Below are 13,762 nucleotides of genomic sequence, written 5' to 3'. Positions count from 1 at the left end.
CGCTCCTAGTGGTGGATGTGGGGGGTCATCACTGTTGAATGAGCTGCGAGTTCATCCGCGACGGACTGTGGCATCAGTGATGGGTGCACATAAACGTCAGTTTGAAACGGGCCGATTTCCAGGTGTGTCATCTCGTTGCCCGGAATGTCGCGTTCCAGGAAGTAGCGAACGCAGTAAGGGCGGTTGGGTTCCAGGAGGGAGGTCAGGCGCGGGATGGCCTGGCCTCCCTTGTGTTCGAGCTCCTGTAGAACCTCGGGGTCTACCTTCAGGTTTCGGTTGACCAAGAAGAAGAATCGGCCGCCCTGAAAGAAGCTGCTGACGTGGCCGTTAATGAGGCGACTGGGGTCAGCAAGGCGGATGGCGAGGTGCGCAGACATTAGGACGTCATTGGCCTCTCTGTGCATCTTGTTGACTGAGAGGCCGATTCTTGCTCTTTTGGCTCAAGATTTGTTGTCCGAAACCCAGAACATGTGTACGGGTAAGCGGATTGTGGCCAGCCCGTTACAAAACTGTCATTCCTTCATATGGCGAGCCAGATCTTCTGCTAGACGCACAAATCGAGCCCGCTCCTCCGGCGTAAGCCCTTCAGGTACAGTCACTGCCACCCACGACCTTTCACCTGTAACTATCTCCGCGACATCCACGCCCAGCCACTGCTTCGCGGACAACTCGGCAAGCTGCTGCACAGGGACACCCATCCCGGCAGCGAGCGCCCGCAGTCTCCACATCTCGGGCGCCCGAGGCAGGCGTCCATGTTCGAGCTCGCCAATCCAGTTGTGCAGCAGGCCCCGATCGCTCTGCGGGTCGATGCACTTGTCGGCGAACTCGCGGAGGCTTAACCCGGCCTCGTCACGGCATGCCCTGACTAGGCGGCTGAGGGGGTTGGTGCTGCCGGGAGTCCTACCACTCTGCGGCGGCGTCATCGCGCTCCTTCTCCTTCCCTCCTTGACTGACTGTCTGGGAGATCAGACAACAGTGTTCGGTCAAGTTGTACGGCATGAGAGCCGAGACAACTAGATGGGGGCAGTAAATCAGGGCGGGACGGTTAGCGTCCCGGTCTCCCCGCAGGTGAGTTCTGGTCACCTCTGGACAGGTCCCGCCGATAACCGATACTGTCTTAATATTCATACAACGGAACGATGAAGGGGGCGGAGCTCCGTGGTAGGGCGAACCCAGATGCGCCCCCGCAACTGTGAGCGGCTGAGCGAGGCCATATGGGAGGCCGGGCTCGACACGGTGCGTCTGGGGCGGCAGGTCGGCGTCAGCAGGCAGTATCTGGCCATGCTGATTGCCGGCAGCCGGGGGTGTACGCGCTCCACTGCTGCGGCCATCGCGAAGGCTATTGGCCTACCTGTGGCCACTCTTTTCGTCGACATGTCGTATGAATATTCAGACAATGAAACGGAGGTCGATGTGACCGTAATCACCGAGGAGGATCCATACCTCCTCTTCGAAGAGGTGTGCGAGCTCACCCGCACCGCGCCGAGCACCATGCGGAACATGCGCACTGCCGGCGACGGTCCGCCTTTCTTCAAGCACGGCCGCTGGCTGAAGTGCCGCAAGTCCAAGGTCATCGAGTGGATGGAGGCGCAGGAAAAGGCCCAGCAGGCGGACAAGTGAGCGCCCCGTTGAGTCCCCGCGAGATGCAGGAGCACGGCGCCGCGTACTTGGTCATCGGCGTGTTCGCCCGCTGCGAGGACCTGCGCCGGCTGGACCGTGAGGCCGACCGAGAGCCCTTCACCTCCTGACCTTGTGCGGGCCTGGCCGTGCCATCGACCAGACCCGCTGAATCCCCGCTCAGAGATCAACCAGAGATCAACTAGAGGAGCAGAGACTCATGGCCAACAGTAAGCCCCCCACGGACATCGCGGCGGACGCCGCCGCATGGCAGAAGGTGAAGGCCCGCTTCCCCGGGACGACGCGTGAGGTGCTCGACCGGATCGAGCTCGGTGCGCGCGTGGTTAGCGCGCTGGATGACACGCTGGACGGCGGCCACCCGTGACCGCCCCCGCCGTTGAGCGGCTCACCGCGGCTGGAGCGCTGACGCTCGCCGCTGACCTGATCTTTCGCCGTGGCCTGTGCCGAGAGGACTACGAAGACGCGGACGGCTGCCTGTGCCCCGCTGGCGCGGTTGCGCTCGTTCTGGGCGCCGAGGACGCGGGGGAGTGGTCGAAGCCCGGCGAGTGGTTCGTGGAGTCCGGCGCCTACGACATCGGGTTCGCAGCCCTGTACGCGCTGGTCGATGGCATCGGCCGCTGGGACATGGCCCGTCCTGCTGATGGCCCGTGGGACGGGGAGTCGCTCGCGAACCACGTCGCGTTCTGGCTGGTCGATGTCCGCCCGTCCGTGGAGCAGGTCATCCACCAGATGCGGGCTGCTGCCCTCTCCCTTCCTGAGCAGACCGAGGAGACCGCGCATGTCTGAGGTGATGACGCAGGTGCCCGACGTGGCGCGACTGTTCGCGGAGCGGGCTCTCGACGCTTGCGCCTCCTACTGGGAGCGCGGCGCCACCGAGATGTGGCTCGGGCAGCCCTTGTTCCGGATCGCGGGCACCACGCATGACCAGCTCGTCCCGGACGGGGTCTCGAACCCCTACTGGGAGGTGATCCGTCAGATGCCCTCGACGGACGAGCGGCGCTGGCAGGGCGTCACCCCCTACGGGTACGAGCCGAACCTTGGGATCGGCCGCAACGGCGTGGTGTCCACGTACTCGTGGTCGATCCCCAGCCCCGGCGACATCGCGTGGATCACAGATGTCCTTGCCGGGCGGGGCGTGGTCGAGGTCGGCGCGGGCTCCGGCTACTGGGCGTGGCAACTCGCCCAGGCTGGAACGGACGTCGTCGCGTACGAGCCGAACGAGGTGGCGGACAACAAGTTCGTCGACGTCATCGAGCCGTATCACCCGCTGCTGCGAGGCGACGCCTCCGCCGCCGGGAAGCACCCCGACCGGGCACTGTTCATGTCCTGGCCGAACTACGCCGAGCCGTGGGCCACGCACGCCTTGACCGCCTACCAGGGCGACCTGCTCATCTACGTCGGCGAGACCCACGGTGGTTGCTGCGGCGATGACGACTTCTTCGACCTGCTCGACGCTGAGTGGGACGAGATCGGCGACAGCCCGCACCATCGCACGTGGTGGGGCATCAACTGCCGTCTGATCGCTTACCGCCGGAAGCAGTCCGCTGCTGTGCAGGGCGGTGAGGGTGCATGAGCGCCGCTGACCACCGTAAGGCCGACCGGTTCGCGGCGGCTTCCGACCTGATGACGCCTGGCGAGGTCGCCGCAGCGTTTCGGGTGGATCCGAAGACTGTGACCCGGTGGGCGCAGGCGGGACGGATCGAGTCGATCCGTACCCCGGGTGGTCACCGCCGGTTCCGGCGCGAGGTCGTGGAGGCGCTGCTGCGTGGCGACTCCCCGCAGGGCGGTGAGGCGTAGTGGGTGCTCCCGCTGTCCTTCCCACCTCGGTCGTCTGGCCGCAAGGCGTGACGCATCTCAGGTCCGGTCAGGTCGCCACCCTGCTCAGGGTGAGCCCTCGCCGGGTGGCCCGCTGGCAGACACTCGGACTGCTCACCGCGTCCGCGCTGACCGAGGGCGGGCATCGCCGCTTCACCCGCGAGGACGTTGAAGCGTTCCTCCGTGAAGCGACGCTCGCCGCTCGCCTCGGCTCAGGGGACATCGTGTCCTGCCCCGGCTGGAACAACGGCCGCCCTGTCCGGGTACTGCGCGTCACCCCGACCGAGTGGGACGGCCTGTACATCCGCTGGCAGGACGTCGCCGTCCGAGCCCACGCCATGGACATCAAGGCCGGCCGTACCCGGCTCGTGCGCCGCCTCCACCAGGGGGCCGCGTGAACCACGACGAAGACGTCATGAGCGCCTACCTCGCCGCTGAGCCAGGGGAGGCATGGCCGACCTGGACCCCATGGACCGGGCGAGACCACCCCGAAGACCGGGACGACCAAGCCGACTACGAACCCAGAGAGGACGAACAGCACTGATGGGCTTCACCAGAGCACAGGTCGATCAGCTGCTTCGGCCGATCAACTCCAAACGCGTCCTGCAGGACGGCAAGGGCAAGAGCCACGTCTCGCAGCAGGACGTGGCCGCCCACCTGATCCGCATCTTCGGGTTCGGCAACTGGGACACCGAACTCCTCTCACTGGAGCTGATCTTCGAGACCGAGCGGACCGACCCCAACACTGACAAACCACTGGGCAAGTGGGATGTCTGCTACAAGGCCACGATGCGCCTGACCGTTAAGGACGAGGACGGGCGCGAGGTCTGCCACTACGAGGACGGCGCAACCGCTACAGCGGAGAACCAGAAGCGCGGTGCCGCCCATGACTTGGCGCTGAAGTCCGCTATCTCCCTGGCGAAGAAGCGATGCGCCATTGAACTCGGCGACCAGTTCGGTCTGTCGCTGTACAACAAGGGGCAGCAGGCCGCCCTTGTAAGGGGCACGCTCGTCCGGCCCGGGGCTGACGTCATCGAGAACGACATTCAGGAAGGCATCGACCAGCAGGTTGACCTCGGCAACGACGAGGGCGGCGACGCCGGCGAAGAGGGCGACGGCCTGCCGCGCAATAAGGACGGTTCGATCTCCCGGTCGCGGGTGACGGATGAGCAGCTTGCTGCGGTGGGTGCGATGACCAAGGGAGAGAAGTCCGCCCACAACAAGCTTGTCAAGGACACCATCTCCAACCCGAAGACCGCTGATCGCGGGCCTGTAACTGAGGACCTGTGGGTCAAGGGCGGTTCCTCATGACCGAGATGCTCACGATCATCAAGCAGCTCGGTCAGCTGTCGCGGGACCTCGATAAGGCCATCACCAAGATGGCCGACCTGGAGTTCATCGCAGTTGAGGCCGAAGGCGACTTCAAGGTGGCCTACGCGGGAGCGTTCCGCGACGCGGCCGGATCGGTCGAGGACCGCAAGCAGGTCGCGATCACCCAGACCGATCACCTGTGGCGGATCTGGGGCAAGGCTGCCGCCGCGGTGCGCCTACAGAAGGAGCACATCCGTGCACTCCACGCGCGCATCGACGTAGGCCGAACGATCCAGTCCACGGCGCGGGCCGAGATGCAACTGGCAGGAGGGCAGCTGTGAAGCGCGGCGAGCCACTCCAGCGGAAGACCAGGCTGACAGCGAAGAAGCCCATGGCCCGTGGCAAGGGGCTGCAGTCGGGCAGGGCCACGCTCAAACAGGCAGCAGCGAAGCCGAAGCGGGTTCGTCGCACCGGCCCGCCGCCCACGGTCATGGCCTTGCTCGCCGCGAGGTCGGGCGGCTGGTGTGAGCTCGGCATTGTGTGCCTCGGCGCCGCCGCAGCCACGGACCCGTCGCATCGGATCGCGAAGGGCATGGGCGGGACGAAGGACCCGAGGTCGAACACCGCGGCCAACAATCTGCACGCGTGCCGTTCCTGCCATGACGTGGTCGAGCGTGACCCGGCTGCGGCGTACGCCAACGGGTGGAAGATCCGCCGCGGCCTCGCCGACCCCACCGACGTCCCCGTCCGCCACTGGGTGCACGGCTGGGTGCGCCTGGACGTGGCCGGCGGCTGGTCGCCCGCTCTGGAGTACGCCCCCGAGGGGGAGTCGTGACGGGGCTGCCCGGTGCCGAAGTCGTCGCCTGCCCGACCGCGGCCGGCGCCCCGTGTGGCTGCTGTCCGTCATGCCTTGCCTTGCAGGTCGCGGACCCGAGGTATGGGTCTCCGTCGGACCTGGACGTGAGCGCGTGAGTGTCGCCCTGGCCGCCGCGGTGGTGCTGATCGCCCTGCTGATCCTCCTCGGCCTGCTGTCCCTCCTGCTGTGACCCCGTGTTGGCCCTGCACTCCTCGGGGGCGTGCAGGGCCGACACCACCCACCCACCTACCCCCTGAAAGAGGGTTGTTCGTGAACCGCAAGACAGAGACCGCCGCAGGCGGCTTCTTCGCTGCGCTGGTGACGCTCGCGATCATCGGCACTTTCGTCTGGGTTGTCGTCGTGCTCGTCGCGGGCGGGTGATCGCGGTGGTCCCGTTCCCTGTGTTCCTGGAGCCCGGCGAGGAGCCCCTGGCTCAGCCCAACGAGGTGGAAGAGCCCGACGCCCTGTTCCGCCTCGACACCCCTGACACCACCCAAGCCACCCCGCACCTCTAACCCCCTGGAGATACGTGATGACCGAGTACGAGCGCGACTGGCACCAGGAAGACAAGGACGACCGGGCGCAGGGGCTCGACTGCGAGCCGGAGCCGCCGGAGCGCGACGAGGAGGGGCCCCTCGACCGGGAGGAGCTCGACGAGGCCATCGGGTGCATCGATGACGGTCGGGTCAGGTCCGCTATCAGGCGGGCGTTCGCTGAGCTGGAGGACTGGCGCGGGCGAACCCACCGCTACGAGTACACCACCACCGAAGGTGACGCCGCCCCGACCTGGAGCGGCGACCGCCACCCGCGCGAGAAGCCCGGATACACGCCGTGGGTCCGCACCGTCTCCACCTCGGACTGGCGCCGCTATGAGGCTCCGCCGTTCTAGCCCGCTCTTCGGTCCCGCCCTTCGAGGGGCAGGGCGGGACCACCCCCTCAACTGATCATCGAAAGGAGTCCGGCATGGGCTACCACAGCGACCTGTCCGGAGAGATCACCTTCAACCCGCCGATCCCGTGGGGCGAACTCCAGGACAGCGAGTTCATCTCGCCCGGCGGCAATGCCGAGTGGCGGCGCCTCGTCTGGCTGCGCATGGTCGAGGAGACCGTAGAGACCAGCGAGGGCACGCTGACCCGCAAGCAGGCCGTTGCGATCCGCCCGTCAGACGCCGGGGAACTGCGGGCGGGGCCTCTCGTCTCCCAGTTGCAGGAGATCGTCACCAAGCACGGCGAGGGCCGCACTTTCGACGGCCACATCCTCGTCCTCGGCGAGTGCTCCCCGGACATCTGGCGAGTGCAGGTCGAGGACGGCAAAGCGGTCGAGGTGCGTCCCCGCATCGTGTGGCCGGACGGCGTCGAAGTGAACTTCAACGACCACATCTGATCTTCCGGTCCCGCTCTTCACGGAGAGCGGGACCACCCCAGACGGCCTGCTGTACGGGAGCCAGCAGACCAACCACGACACGCAACGAGAGAAGGAGGAGAGGTGTCAGTCAGGAATGCGGCGGCGGACTTCGGCGAGCAACACGTCGGTGTCGATCTCGGCGAGGTTGACCGGCGCCTCTGTGATCTTCACCTCTTCCTCGCTGAGGAACCCGGCGTACTTGAACGCTTCCAAGGTGGGGCGGCCATAGGCGCGAGCGAAGGCGGCTGCGCTGTCTGGCCGTGGGCCTTTTTCGCGCCATCGGGCGATGCTCGATTGGCCGATGCCGGTTTTGTCGGCGATGGCCTGTTGGGTCGCCGAGCCGGTGATGCGCTGCACGTAGTCCCACCAGTCGTTCACGCGGGCCACTTTATGCGCGACCGGGTTACCCGTCCACGCATGTCAGGGCGTTGCTGGCTGGTTTTCGAGGTGACATTGCCGTTGCGCTCAATGCACACGTGCATTATGGTGAAGCTGCAAGCGGGTTACCCGCTCTTGCATACAGGACTTGACCAGCAGAAAGGAGCCCCAGTGAGCGCCCCGCTCCGAATCCGTCACGCCAAACTCGCCAAATACCGCGAGCAGACCGGACTCACCACAGAGCAGCGCCTCGCCGACGCCATGGGAGTGAACCAGGGGACCGTCAACCGGATCCTCCGTGGCCGCAAGATCCCGAGCGCCAAGTTCATCTGCGCTCTGGTCCGCGCCTTCGACGGCGCGACCTTCGACGAACTGTGGGAGATCACCATCAACACCGAGCAGGCGGCCAAGTGAACGAGTTGGCCCTGACCGAAAGCCCCGCGCTGCGGGCACAGTACGCCGATCACGTCGAGGTCCTCGACAAGGTGAAGGCGCTGACGTTCTTCCCTGACGGCATCCACGTGGACGGCCCCGGCGTCGCCGCCTACTACGAGGTGCCCGTCGAGACGATCAAGAAGGTCGCGCAGCGCAACCGAAAAGAACTCGAAGAGCACGGCATGCGTGTCCTGCGCGGCAAGGAGTACCGGGAGTTCGCCAAGGTCAACACTGTGATCACGGAGGGCGGGGACATTCTGTCCCTGGCCCCCTCGCAGAACACGGTCACGACCTTTACCCGCCGCACGATCCTCAACATCGGCCAGATGCTCACCGGGTCGGAGATCTCGAAAGCGGTGCGGAAGCGCCTCCTTGATCTGGAGGAGGAGGCGCGGCAGCGCGCCCTGGCACTGCTTCGGGTCTCGCCGGAACCTGTCGCCGCGCTGCTCGCTTCTGAGCCGTTCACGCCGAAGACGTTCCCGCTCGCCGAAGTCGTGGTGCTGATCAAGCAGAGGTTCGGTGTCCGGATCTCCGTTGCCGACCTTAAGGAGAAGCTCCGTCAGGCCGGTGCGGTGCGGCAGGACGACCGCCCCATGAGGAAGTACGAGGCGCTGTTCTGGCACACGGGCGAGTCCGGCAAGGCGTACGAGGTGTTCGGCCACCAGATCGAGGCCGTTTACCGCCTGTACGAGTCCACGAAGCTCCGCCTGGAACTGGCCGCTCAGCGCGCCCTTCCGCTTGACCCGCCCGGCTGGCCGGAGCTTCCCCTCGGTGAGGCGTCGTGAACAGCTGGTACCACGCCCAATCGGCGGCGAGGAAGTGGGGCGGGGAGCCGGAACTCTACCTCCCCATAGAGGAGCTGATCGACTCGTCGAAGCAGATCATCGGCGACGTCCGGCACCGCTCCCTGTACCACCACACGGCCGGGGTCTACCTGTGCCAGCGGATCTTCGGCGACACCATCACGGTCGGCCGCAAGAAGATCCCCGTCCGGCTGATCGCGGAGCGCCACATCATCGAGGGCCTCGGCTGGCTCCCCTCCCCGGCGGACTACCTCAACGGCATGCCCATCGCCACGTGGATGGGCGGCAAGCAGACCAAGACCGTTTCTCTTTCCACTCTCGCTCTCACCCCCGGAGACCAGTCATGACCAGCACCAACAGCTTCCTCGGCATCCCGGTCGAGGGCGACATCGTTCGCCGTGACCCGAAGAAGAAGCAGCGCCCCCTGGAGGAGTTCTCTCCGATCTTGCAGGCGGTCCTGAACGACCCGTCGATCGTGGAGTTCGGGTGGACCCAGTACACGCCGCACTTCAACGATGGCGACCCGTGCGAGTTCGGAGTGGGGTACCCCTGGTTCCGCACTGTCGAGAACGTCGCCGACGCCCCGGCTGATGAGGATGGCGAGTACGACGACGAGGACACCTGGCAGATGGAGCTGAGCTCAAACGAGACGCTCGGCACCCGCCCCCGGACGTGGGACAGCGAGAGCCGCGACTACAGGTACGACGACTACACCGGTCCCGACGTGGCCCGCTATGACCGCTGCCTCGCGCTGCACAGGGCGATGGACAGCGAGGAGTTCGACGAGGTCCTTCTCGCTGCATTCGGAGACCACGCGCAGGTCACGGTCAAGAAGGACGGGATCAAGGTCGACTTCTACGACCACGAGTGACCCTCCGCCTTCCCCCTTCCTCTTCCTCCTGAACGGAGACCACCCCCATGTCTGAGAAGACGATGCCCGCCCTGACCATCACCACCGAGGTCGCCTCCCACGTCCTGTGGCGTCACGACGAGGGCGACGCCAAGCCGTCCGACTTCATCCAGACCTTGATCGGCATGGTCGCCGGCGGGGGCCGCGACGAACTGCTGCACCTGGTGAACGCCTACGCCGATGCCATGGACATCGCGGAGACCGGGGACGGCATCGCGTTCCTCAAGGTCATCACCGGCGCCCCCACCTCCTGACCCCCTGAAAGGACCAACCCCCATGTCTGAGACCACTGGTGTTGAGCGGGAGCCGCTCTCCACCACCATCCCGCCCGGCGTCACCGAGGTCACCCGGTGGCTGGTGTCGGCCTACTGCGCCCCGCTCGCGATGCGAGACACCCGGGAGGAGGCGCGCGAGCTCGTCGAGGAGACGGAGCGCCAGCAGTACGAGGGCGACGTCGACTTCGCCTGGCACCCGCAGGACGCCACCGTGGACGACAGCCCGGAAGAGCTGTACGCGACGGTGTCCGGCGACGAGATGACCACCGAGTACACCGTCGCCCCGCTCGTGATCCGCATCGGCGGGGGTGCCGAGTGAGCGGCAACCTCCCCGACGAGAGCTACGCGGCGCACCTCGCCAACCTAGGCGCTCTCGCCCGAAAGCTGCACGACTCCGTTCACGTCGTCCGAGTCGAGATGCAGACCATCGACGAGAACCTGGCCAATCTCAACCGGGTGGGCAGTGGCGACGACGCTGACTTCCCGTTCGACGACTGCCGAGACGTTTACGCTGCTCTCGCGGACGCCCGGCGCCGGATCCGTGAGGTCGAGCGGATCGTGAAGGCGTACCGCCGAGACCTGGCCGATGTCGAGTCGGAGGCTCCGGGGCAGGTAGAGCCCGCACCCGCCGCCCCGGTCCGCCTCACCGAACTGGCCGAGAAGGTCGCGGCCGGCGACGTCGTCCTCGTCTCCTACCCGGACTGGAACGACGGAGAACCGGTGCAGCTGCACCTGCTCTCCGTCTACGGCGATGACGTCCCTGAGGGGTGTGTAGGGGTCCGGTACTCCTTCGTGAGCGGCGGCGGCAACGACTGGTACGAGACCGATGTTGTCTCCGCTGCGGCTCTCGTCACCCCCTGCGGCGGTGCCGAGTGAGCGCCGCCGACGAGCTGCGCGCCGCAGCCGAGGCGCTGACCGGGGACGTCCCGGTCTACGCGCCCGGCACAGCCCGCATCGTGGGCAACCCTGCCGAGAACGAGCTGATCATCAGCGTGTGCGACCAGCACGATGAGTCGGCGCCCGCGACGAGGTTCGACGCCTTCGGCCACTGCCGGAACTGCGTGTTCGTCCGCCTCCACGCTGGCGAGTCCCGGTTCGCCCGGCAACTCGCGGCTCTGATCAACGCGCGGAAGCCTCTCGCCGCCTGGCTGGAAGAGATCGCCGACGAGGCCGACCGGCACGCAGCCCAAGGCATGGGCAACAGCGTCGACGAGGTCGCGTGCGGTCACCCGCTCACCCTCGCCCGGCAGATCAACGCCTCGACCTGACAGTGCAGCCCGGATCTCCCCGTTTCCGCCGAGGAGATCCGGGCCGCCCCCCAATCCAACCACCCCCCGAACGAAAGAAGATCCCCATGAAGTCCCGCCCCGCCACCGACCAGCTCGTCCACCCCACCACCCCCGCTGTGACGTTCGCGACGGACGCCGCCGCCCAGTCCGTGACCGCCCCCATCAAAGAGCGCTACGACCAGGCAGCCGCGTTCGCCTACGCCGAGTGGGCGCAGGCCGACCGGTGTGACGCCGACATGAACGGGTGGCGGCAGGAGATCGCCGAGTCCGAGCGGCGGATCGCTGAGGAGAAGCAGCGCGTCGCCGAGCGGGAGCAGTGGATCCAGCGCCGCACTTTGGACCGCCAGCAGCACCTCACGCACGCCCAGCAGGCTGTGGACGTGGCGAACCCGAACGCGATTCTGCTGGGGGTGTCGGGCGTCGAGGTGCCTCAGGTGATTCGCCCTCTCCCGTCGCTGGACCTGGTCACGCAGCCGGTCACGGACCCTTCCCCGACCGGTGTGCAGGCAGCGGACCCTCTGGAGCGGTTCAACGCCGCTCACGCCGAGATCGGTCAGGACGGCACCCGGTGAGCCGCCTGGAGGCGTTCCTGGCCGCGCTGCTGACGGTGGTGCTGCCCGCCCCGAAGGGCCGACGCCACCGTCCCCCCGTCAAGGCCAGCACGCCGGCCGCTGTCTTGGACACCGCCCCCATCCCCGCCCTCACACGTAACCCGTACCCGCAGGAGAACAACCGATGAGCACCCAACCCGACCTCCTTGACGCCCTACAGGCCCGTCTCGGTGAGCACGCTGCCGCCCTGGCTGTTGACGTGTTCGCCGCGTGGGCCACCGGCACCGCCACCGAGATCGCCGCAGGCGGCTGCTCCTGCCCCGAGGACCACGACGCGCATGCCGCCCACTTCGGCCACGTCGCGATGGTGCTGCGCAACGTCTACGACGCCAAGCCCCTCACCGAGGGCGACGAGACGCTGATCGTCCTGCCCCGCCCGGCGTACGAGCCGTACGGCCTTGACCTTGAAGGCGGTGCTTTCGGGGACGACGACACCGAGGGCTGGCAGGTGGTTCCCTACTCCAGCGCCCGCCGGTGGCCCTGCACGCTCAACGAGGCGGACAGCATCCTCTTCCGAGGGGCGCCGGGGCACATCTCGTTCGCGGAGGCTCGTCGTTTCGGCGTCGCCCTGATCATGGTCTCCGACCTGGCTGAGGCTCGGATGGGTGGCGAGGTGGTGAGCCGCCCTCTTGGCTCCCCGACGCTTCTGGCGGGGAGCGCCTACGTCAACACCGACGACGGCTATCCGCGGCTGACGTGCTCCGAGTGCGGCGCCTCGATCTATTACATCCGTGGAGGCGATGACTTCGCTGACCTGAACGCGAAGGTCGCCGAGCACACCTGCCCTCCCGCTGCTTCCCTGTCCGACACCGGAGAGGCGGACACCCGTGGCTGACCGTCGTCTCCGCATCGGCCGCCTGTCGATCTACGTGGAGCCGCGTGACATCTGGGTCGGCGTCTACGTCGCCCCCGCCGCCATCTACGTCTGCCCGCTGCCCCTGCTGGTCGTGAAGTGGGACAGGAAGGAGGTCCGCCGTGGCTGAGACCCCTGGCCTTGACGCCCTCGACGCCGGGTTCCGCGCCGAGCTCGGCCCCCCGGTTGAGGAGCTCAACGCCCTCAACATCCCGCCGGAGCGGTTGCCGGTCAAGGACCTGCTGTGGGCGGCTACGTGGCTGCAGGGTGAGGTGAAGCGGCTCCGCTGCACGGACCCCGTCGAGTGCGGGCACGAAGCAGCTCTCGGACAGGCGCAGGCCGAGGTAGGGCGCCTCACCGCCGCCCTGGCCGAGTCCCGCCGTGACACTCACTGCGCCCGCACGGACTACGCCCTCGCCCGAGCACGAACAGACAAGGCCGAGACCGAGCGGGACAAGCTCGGAGTCGAGCTGGCCACCGCCAAGGCCGTCATGTACAGGGCGCTCAAAGAGGTCGAGCACGAGGAAGTGCTCTACCTCATCCGCCGCTACCTGGATGTCTACCCCGGCACCACAACCGCCTTCCCCACCACCACAGGGGAGGGGGAAGCGTGACCCTCAAGCCGTACTGGCCGCTGATCCTCACCATCCAAGCCGCCCTCGTGCTCCTGGTTGGCCTCGCAGGCGGGGCGTGGATCGCGGTCGTCGCCGTCGTCCTCATCTCCGCCGTCTGCGTGGTCGCCGGCCTGTTCCTCGGCATGGAGGCCGGCCGATCCCGGGCGGCATCGGACCTGACCCGCGCCCACAGGGAGACGGAAACGGCGCGGGCCGAACGCGATGCCCAGCAGGCCACGAACGCCGACCTGCTGGCAGCCCGAGACCGGGCGCTCCGCCAGTCGGAGATGTCTGCTCAGCTCGCGGAAAGCCACCTCGCCCGCGCCCGCCAGGCCGAAGCGCTTCTGCCCGCGGAGCAGCGCCGGTGAGCTGGATTCTCGGTGCCTTGGTGTTGGCGGGCGGCTACCTGGCCGCCTGCCTCTCCCCGGACGACCCGCTCGGCGAAGCCCTCGCCAACGTGCTCCACGCAGAGGTCGACGACGTGGAGCCCACCATCACCTGCACCCCGCCATCAGAGGAGAAGAAGTGACCGAGCCTCGTATCGGCTCCGTCTGCACTGGCTACGGCGGC

The 13,762-nt window shown here is 67.2% G+C and carries 32 protein-coding genes; 30 read left to right on the top strand and 2 right to left on the bottom strand.

The annotated features are described in order from the left end of the window. Positions 1-5: 5 nt before the first annotated feature. Positions 6-377 carry a hypothetical protein gene (locus ACFQVD_RS26950; RefSeq protein WP_343981750.1) on the bottom strand — a complete coding sequence of 124 codons (372 nt, stop codon included), beginning with the start codon at positions 375-377 and terminating at the stop codon, positions 6-8. Between the two features lie 799 nt (positions 378-1,176). On the opposite strand from ACFQVD_RS26950, the gene ACFQVD_RS26945 reads away from it, so the two are divergent. The 15 genes from ACFQVD_RS26945 (at position 1,177) to ACFQVD_RS26875 (ending at position 7,003) form a co-directional block, all read left to right on the top strand. Next, positions 1,177-1,620: a helix-turn-helix domain-containing protein gene (locus ACFQVD_RS26945; RefSeq protein ID WP_343981753.1), complete on the top strand. Its 444-nt coding sequence runs from the start codon at positions 1,177-1,179 to the stop codon at positions 1,618-1,620. After that, positions 1,617-1,748, top strand: coding sequence for a hypothetical protein (locus tag ACFQVD_RS26940; protein ID WP_343981756.1), 132 nt, complete (start codon positions 1,617-1,619; stop codon positions 1,746-1,748). The genes ACFQVD_RS26945 and ACFQVD_RS26940 overlap by 4 nt, the downstream gene beginning before the upstream one ends. A gap of 89 nt (positions 1,749-1,837) precedes the next feature. Next, positions 1,838-2,002, top strand: coding sequence for a hypothetical protein (locus tag ACFQVD_RS26935; protein ID WP_343981759.1), 165 nt, complete (start codon positions 1,838-1,840; stop codon positions 2,000-2,002). Then, the gene (locus ACFQVD_RS26930; protein ID WP_343981762.1) at positions 1,999-2,424 is read left to right on the top strand and encodes a DUF6197 family protein; all 426 of its coding nucleotides are present in this window, start codon (positions 1,999-2,001) and stop codon (positions 2,422-2,424) included. Before ACFQVD_RS26935 ends, ACFQVD_RS26930 begins: the two co-directional genes overlap by 4 nt. Beyond that, positions 2,417-3,211, top strand: coding sequence for a hypothetical protein (locus ACFQVD_RS26925; RefSeq protein WP_343981765.1), 795 nt, complete (start codon positions 2,417-2,419; stop codon positions 3,209-3,211). Before ACFQVD_RS26930 ends, ACFQVD_RS26925 begins: the two co-directional genes overlap by 8 nt. After that, positions 3,208-3,435, top strand: a complete 228-nt coding sequence (locus tag ACFQVD_RS26920; protein WP_343981768.1) for a BldC family transcriptional regulator — start codon at positions 3,208-3,210, stop codon at positions 3,433-3,435. Before ACFQVD_RS26925 ends, ACFQVD_RS26920 begins: the two co-directional genes overlap by 4 nt. After that, positions 3,435-3,851: a helix-turn-helix domain-containing protein gene (locus ACFQVD_RS26915; protein WP_343981771.1), complete on the top strand. Its 417-nt coding sequence runs from the start codon at positions 3,435-3,437 to the stop codon at positions 3,849-3,851. Before ACFQVD_RS26920 ends, ACFQVD_RS26915 begins: the two co-directional genes overlap by 1 nt. Further along, the gene (locus ACFQVD_RS26910; RefSeq protein ID WP_343981774.1) at positions 3,848-3,997 is read left to right on the top strand and encodes a hypothetical protein; all 150 of its coding nucleotides are present in this window, start codon (positions 3,848-3,850) and stop codon (positions 3,995-3,997) included. Before ACFQVD_RS26915 ends, ACFQVD_RS26910 begins: the two co-directional genes overlap by 4 nt. Then, entirely contained in the window at positions 3,997-4,764 is a 768-nt protein-coding gene (locus tag ACFQVD_RS26905) for a Rad52/Rad22 family DNA repair protein (protein ID WP_343981777.1), read from the top strand. Before ACFQVD_RS26910 ends, ACFQVD_RS26905 begins: the two co-directional genes overlap by 1 nt. Then, positions 4,761-5,105, top strand: a complete 345-nt coding sequence (locus ACFQVD_RS26900; protein WP_343981780.1) for a hypothetical protein — start codon at positions 4,761-4,763, stop codon at positions 5,103-5,105. Before ACFQVD_RS26905 ends, ACFQVD_RS26900 begins: the two co-directional genes overlap by 4 nt. Then, positions 5,102-5,599, top strand: coding sequence for a hypothetical protein (locus tag ACFQVD_RS26895; protein WP_343981783.1), 498 nt, complete (start codon positions 5,102-5,104; stop codon positions 5,597-5,599). The genes ACFQVD_RS26900 and ACFQVD_RS26895 overlap by 4 nt, the downstream gene beginning before the upstream one ends. A gap of 70 nt (positions 5,600-5,669) precedes the next feature. Further along, positions 5,670-5,810 (top strand): hypothetical protein, encoded by a 141-nt coding sequence (locus tag ACFQVD_RS26890; protein ID WP_343981786.1) that lies wholly within the window; start codon positions 5,670-5,672, stop codon positions 5,808-5,810. A 196-nt stretch (positions 5,811-6,006) separates the two neighbouring features. Continuing rightward, positions 6,007-6,135: a hypothetical protein gene (locus tag ACFQVD_RS26885; RefSeq protein ID WP_343981788.1), complete on the top strand. Its 129-nt coding sequence runs from the start codon at positions 6,007-6,009 to the stop codon at positions 6,133-6,135. Positions 6,136-6,152: 17 nt separating this feature from the next. After that, the gene (locus ACFQVD_RS26880; RefSeq protein ID WP_343981791.1) at positions 6,153-6,509 is read left to right on the top strand and encodes a hypothetical protein; all 357 of its coding nucleotides are present in this window, start codon (positions 6,153-6,155) and stop codon (positions 6,507-6,509) included. Positions 6,510-6,583: 74 nt separating this feature from the next. Continuing rightward, positions 6,584-7,003 (top strand): DUF6205 family protein, encoded by a 420-nt coding sequence (locus ACFQVD_RS26875; RefSeq protein ID WP_343981794.1) that lies wholly within the window; start codon positions 6,584-6,586, stop codon positions 7,001-7,003. Between the two features lie 105 nt (positions 7,004-7,108). Here ACFQVD_RS26875 and ACFQVD_RS26870 read toward each other — a convergent pair whose 3' ends face one another. Further along, complete coding sequence (locus ACFQVD_RS26870; RefSeq protein ID WP_343981797.1) at positions 7,109-7,402, bottom strand: helix-turn-helix domain-containing protein; 294 nt, start codon at positions 7,400-7,402, stop codon at positions 7,109-7,111. Between the two features lie 171 nt (positions 7,403-7,573). Between ACFQVD_RS26870 and ACFQVD_RS26865 the strand changes: the two genes are divergently transcribed. From ACFQVD_RS26865 to ACFQVD_RS26795, 15 genes are all read left to right on the top strand, one after another. Further along, positions 7,574-7,816 (top strand): helix-turn-helix transcriptional regulator, encoded by a 243-nt coding sequence (locus ACFQVD_RS26865; RefSeq protein WP_343981800.1) that lies wholly within the window; start codon positions 7,574-7,576, stop codon positions 7,814-7,816. Next, on the top strand, positions 7,813-8,622 hold the full coding sequence (locus ACFQVD_RS26860; RefSeq protein WP_343981803.1) for a hypothetical protein: 810 nt from the start codon (positions 7,813-7,815) through the stop codon (positions 8,620-8,622). Before ACFQVD_RS26865 ends, ACFQVD_RS26860 begins: the two co-directional genes overlap by 4 nt. Further along, a complete protein-coding gene (locus ACFQVD_RS26855) occupies positions 8,619-8,987 on the top strand; it encodes a DUF6915 family protein (RefSeq protein WP_343981806.1) in 369 nt (122 codons plus the stop codon). Before ACFQVD_RS26860 ends, ACFQVD_RS26855 begins: the two co-directional genes overlap by 4 nt. Then, complete coding sequence (locus ACFQVD_RS26850) at positions 8,984-9,511, top strand: hypothetical protein (protein WP_343981809.1); 528 nt, start codon at positions 8,984-8,986, stop codon at positions 9,509-9,511. The genes ACFQVD_RS26855 and ACFQVD_RS26850 overlap by 4 nt, the downstream gene beginning before the upstream one ends. Before the next feature lie 47 nt (positions 9,512-9,558). Beyond that, a complete protein-coding gene (locus tag ACFQVD_RS26845; protein ID WP_343981813.1) occupies positions 9,559-9,804 on the top strand; it encodes a hypothetical protein in 246 nt (81 codons plus the stop codon). A gap of 22 nt (positions 9,805-9,826) precedes the next feature. Continuing rightward, a complete protein-coding gene (locus ACFQVD_RS26840; RefSeq protein ID WP_343981817.1) occupies positions 9,827-10,144 on the top strand; it encodes a hypothetical protein in 318 nt (105 codons plus the stop codon). Then, entirely contained in the window at positions 10,141-10,701 is a 561-nt protein-coding gene (locus ACFQVD_RS26835; RefSeq protein ID WP_343981820.1) for a hypothetical protein, read from the top strand. Before ACFQVD_RS26840 ends, ACFQVD_RS26835 begins: the two co-directional genes overlap by 4 nt. Further along, entirely contained in the window at positions 10,698-11,093 is a 396-nt protein-coding gene (locus ACFQVD_RS26830) for a hypothetical protein (protein ID WP_343981824.1), read from the top strand. Before ACFQVD_RS26835 ends, ACFQVD_RS26830 begins: the two co-directional genes overlap by 4 nt. Before the next feature lie 86 nt (positions 11,094-11,179). Next, complete coding sequence (locus ACFQVD_RS26825) at positions 11,180-11,686, top strand: hypothetical protein (protein ID WP_343981828.1); 507 nt, start codon at positions 11,180-11,182, stop codon at positions 11,684-11,686. After that, entirely contained in the window at positions 11,683-11,853 is a 171-nt protein-coding gene (locus ACFQVD_RS26820; protein ID WP_343981830.1) for a hypothetical protein, read from the top strand. The genes ACFQVD_RS26825 and ACFQVD_RS26820 overlap by 4 nt, the downstream gene beginning before the upstream one ends. Next, a complete protein-coding gene (locus tag ACFQVD_RS26815) occupies positions 11,850-12,560 on the top strand; it encodes a hypothetical protein (protein WP_343981832.1) in 711 nt (236 codons plus the stop codon). Before ACFQVD_RS26820 ends, ACFQVD_RS26815 begins: the two co-directional genes overlap by 4 nt. Continuing rightward, complete coding sequence (locus ACFQVD_RS26810; protein WP_343981835.1) at positions 12,553-12,708, top strand: hypothetical protein; 156 nt, start codon at positions 12,553-12,555, stop codon at positions 12,706-12,708. Before ACFQVD_RS26815 ends, ACFQVD_RS26810 begins: the two co-directional genes overlap by 8 nt. After that, positions 12,701-13,192 carry a hypothetical protein gene (locus ACFQVD_RS26805; protein ID WP_343981838.1) on the top strand — a complete coding sequence of 164 codons (492 nt, stop codon included), beginning with the start codon at positions 12,701-12,703 and terminating at the stop codon, positions 13,190-13,192. The genes ACFQVD_RS26810 and ACFQVD_RS26805 overlap by 8 nt, the downstream gene beginning before the upstream one ends. Next, positions 13,189-13,560 (top strand): hypothetical protein, encoded by a 372-nt coding sequence (locus ACFQVD_RS26800; RefSeq protein ID WP_343981841.1) that lies wholly within the window; start codon positions 13,189-13,191, stop codon positions 13,558-13,560. Before ACFQVD_RS26805 ends, ACFQVD_RS26800 begins: the two co-directional genes overlap by 4 nt. Continuing rightward, a complete protein-coding gene (locus tag ACFQVD_RS26795; protein ID WP_343981844.1) occupies positions 13,557-13,721 on the top strand; it encodes a hypothetical protein in 165 nt (54 codons plus the stop codon). Before ACFQVD_RS26800 ends, ACFQVD_RS26795 begins: the two co-directional genes overlap by 4 nt. Positions 13,722-13,762: the final 41 nt, after the last annotated feature.

Origin of the sequence: Streptosporangium amethystogenes subsp. fukuiense (assembly GCF_042665875.1) — a bacterium.
GTDB lineage: Bacteria > Actinomycetota > Actinomycetes > Streptosporangiales > Streptosporangiaceae > Streptosporangium > Streptosporangium fukuiense.
This window is presented reverse-complemented; position numbering and strand designations above follow the sequence as displayed.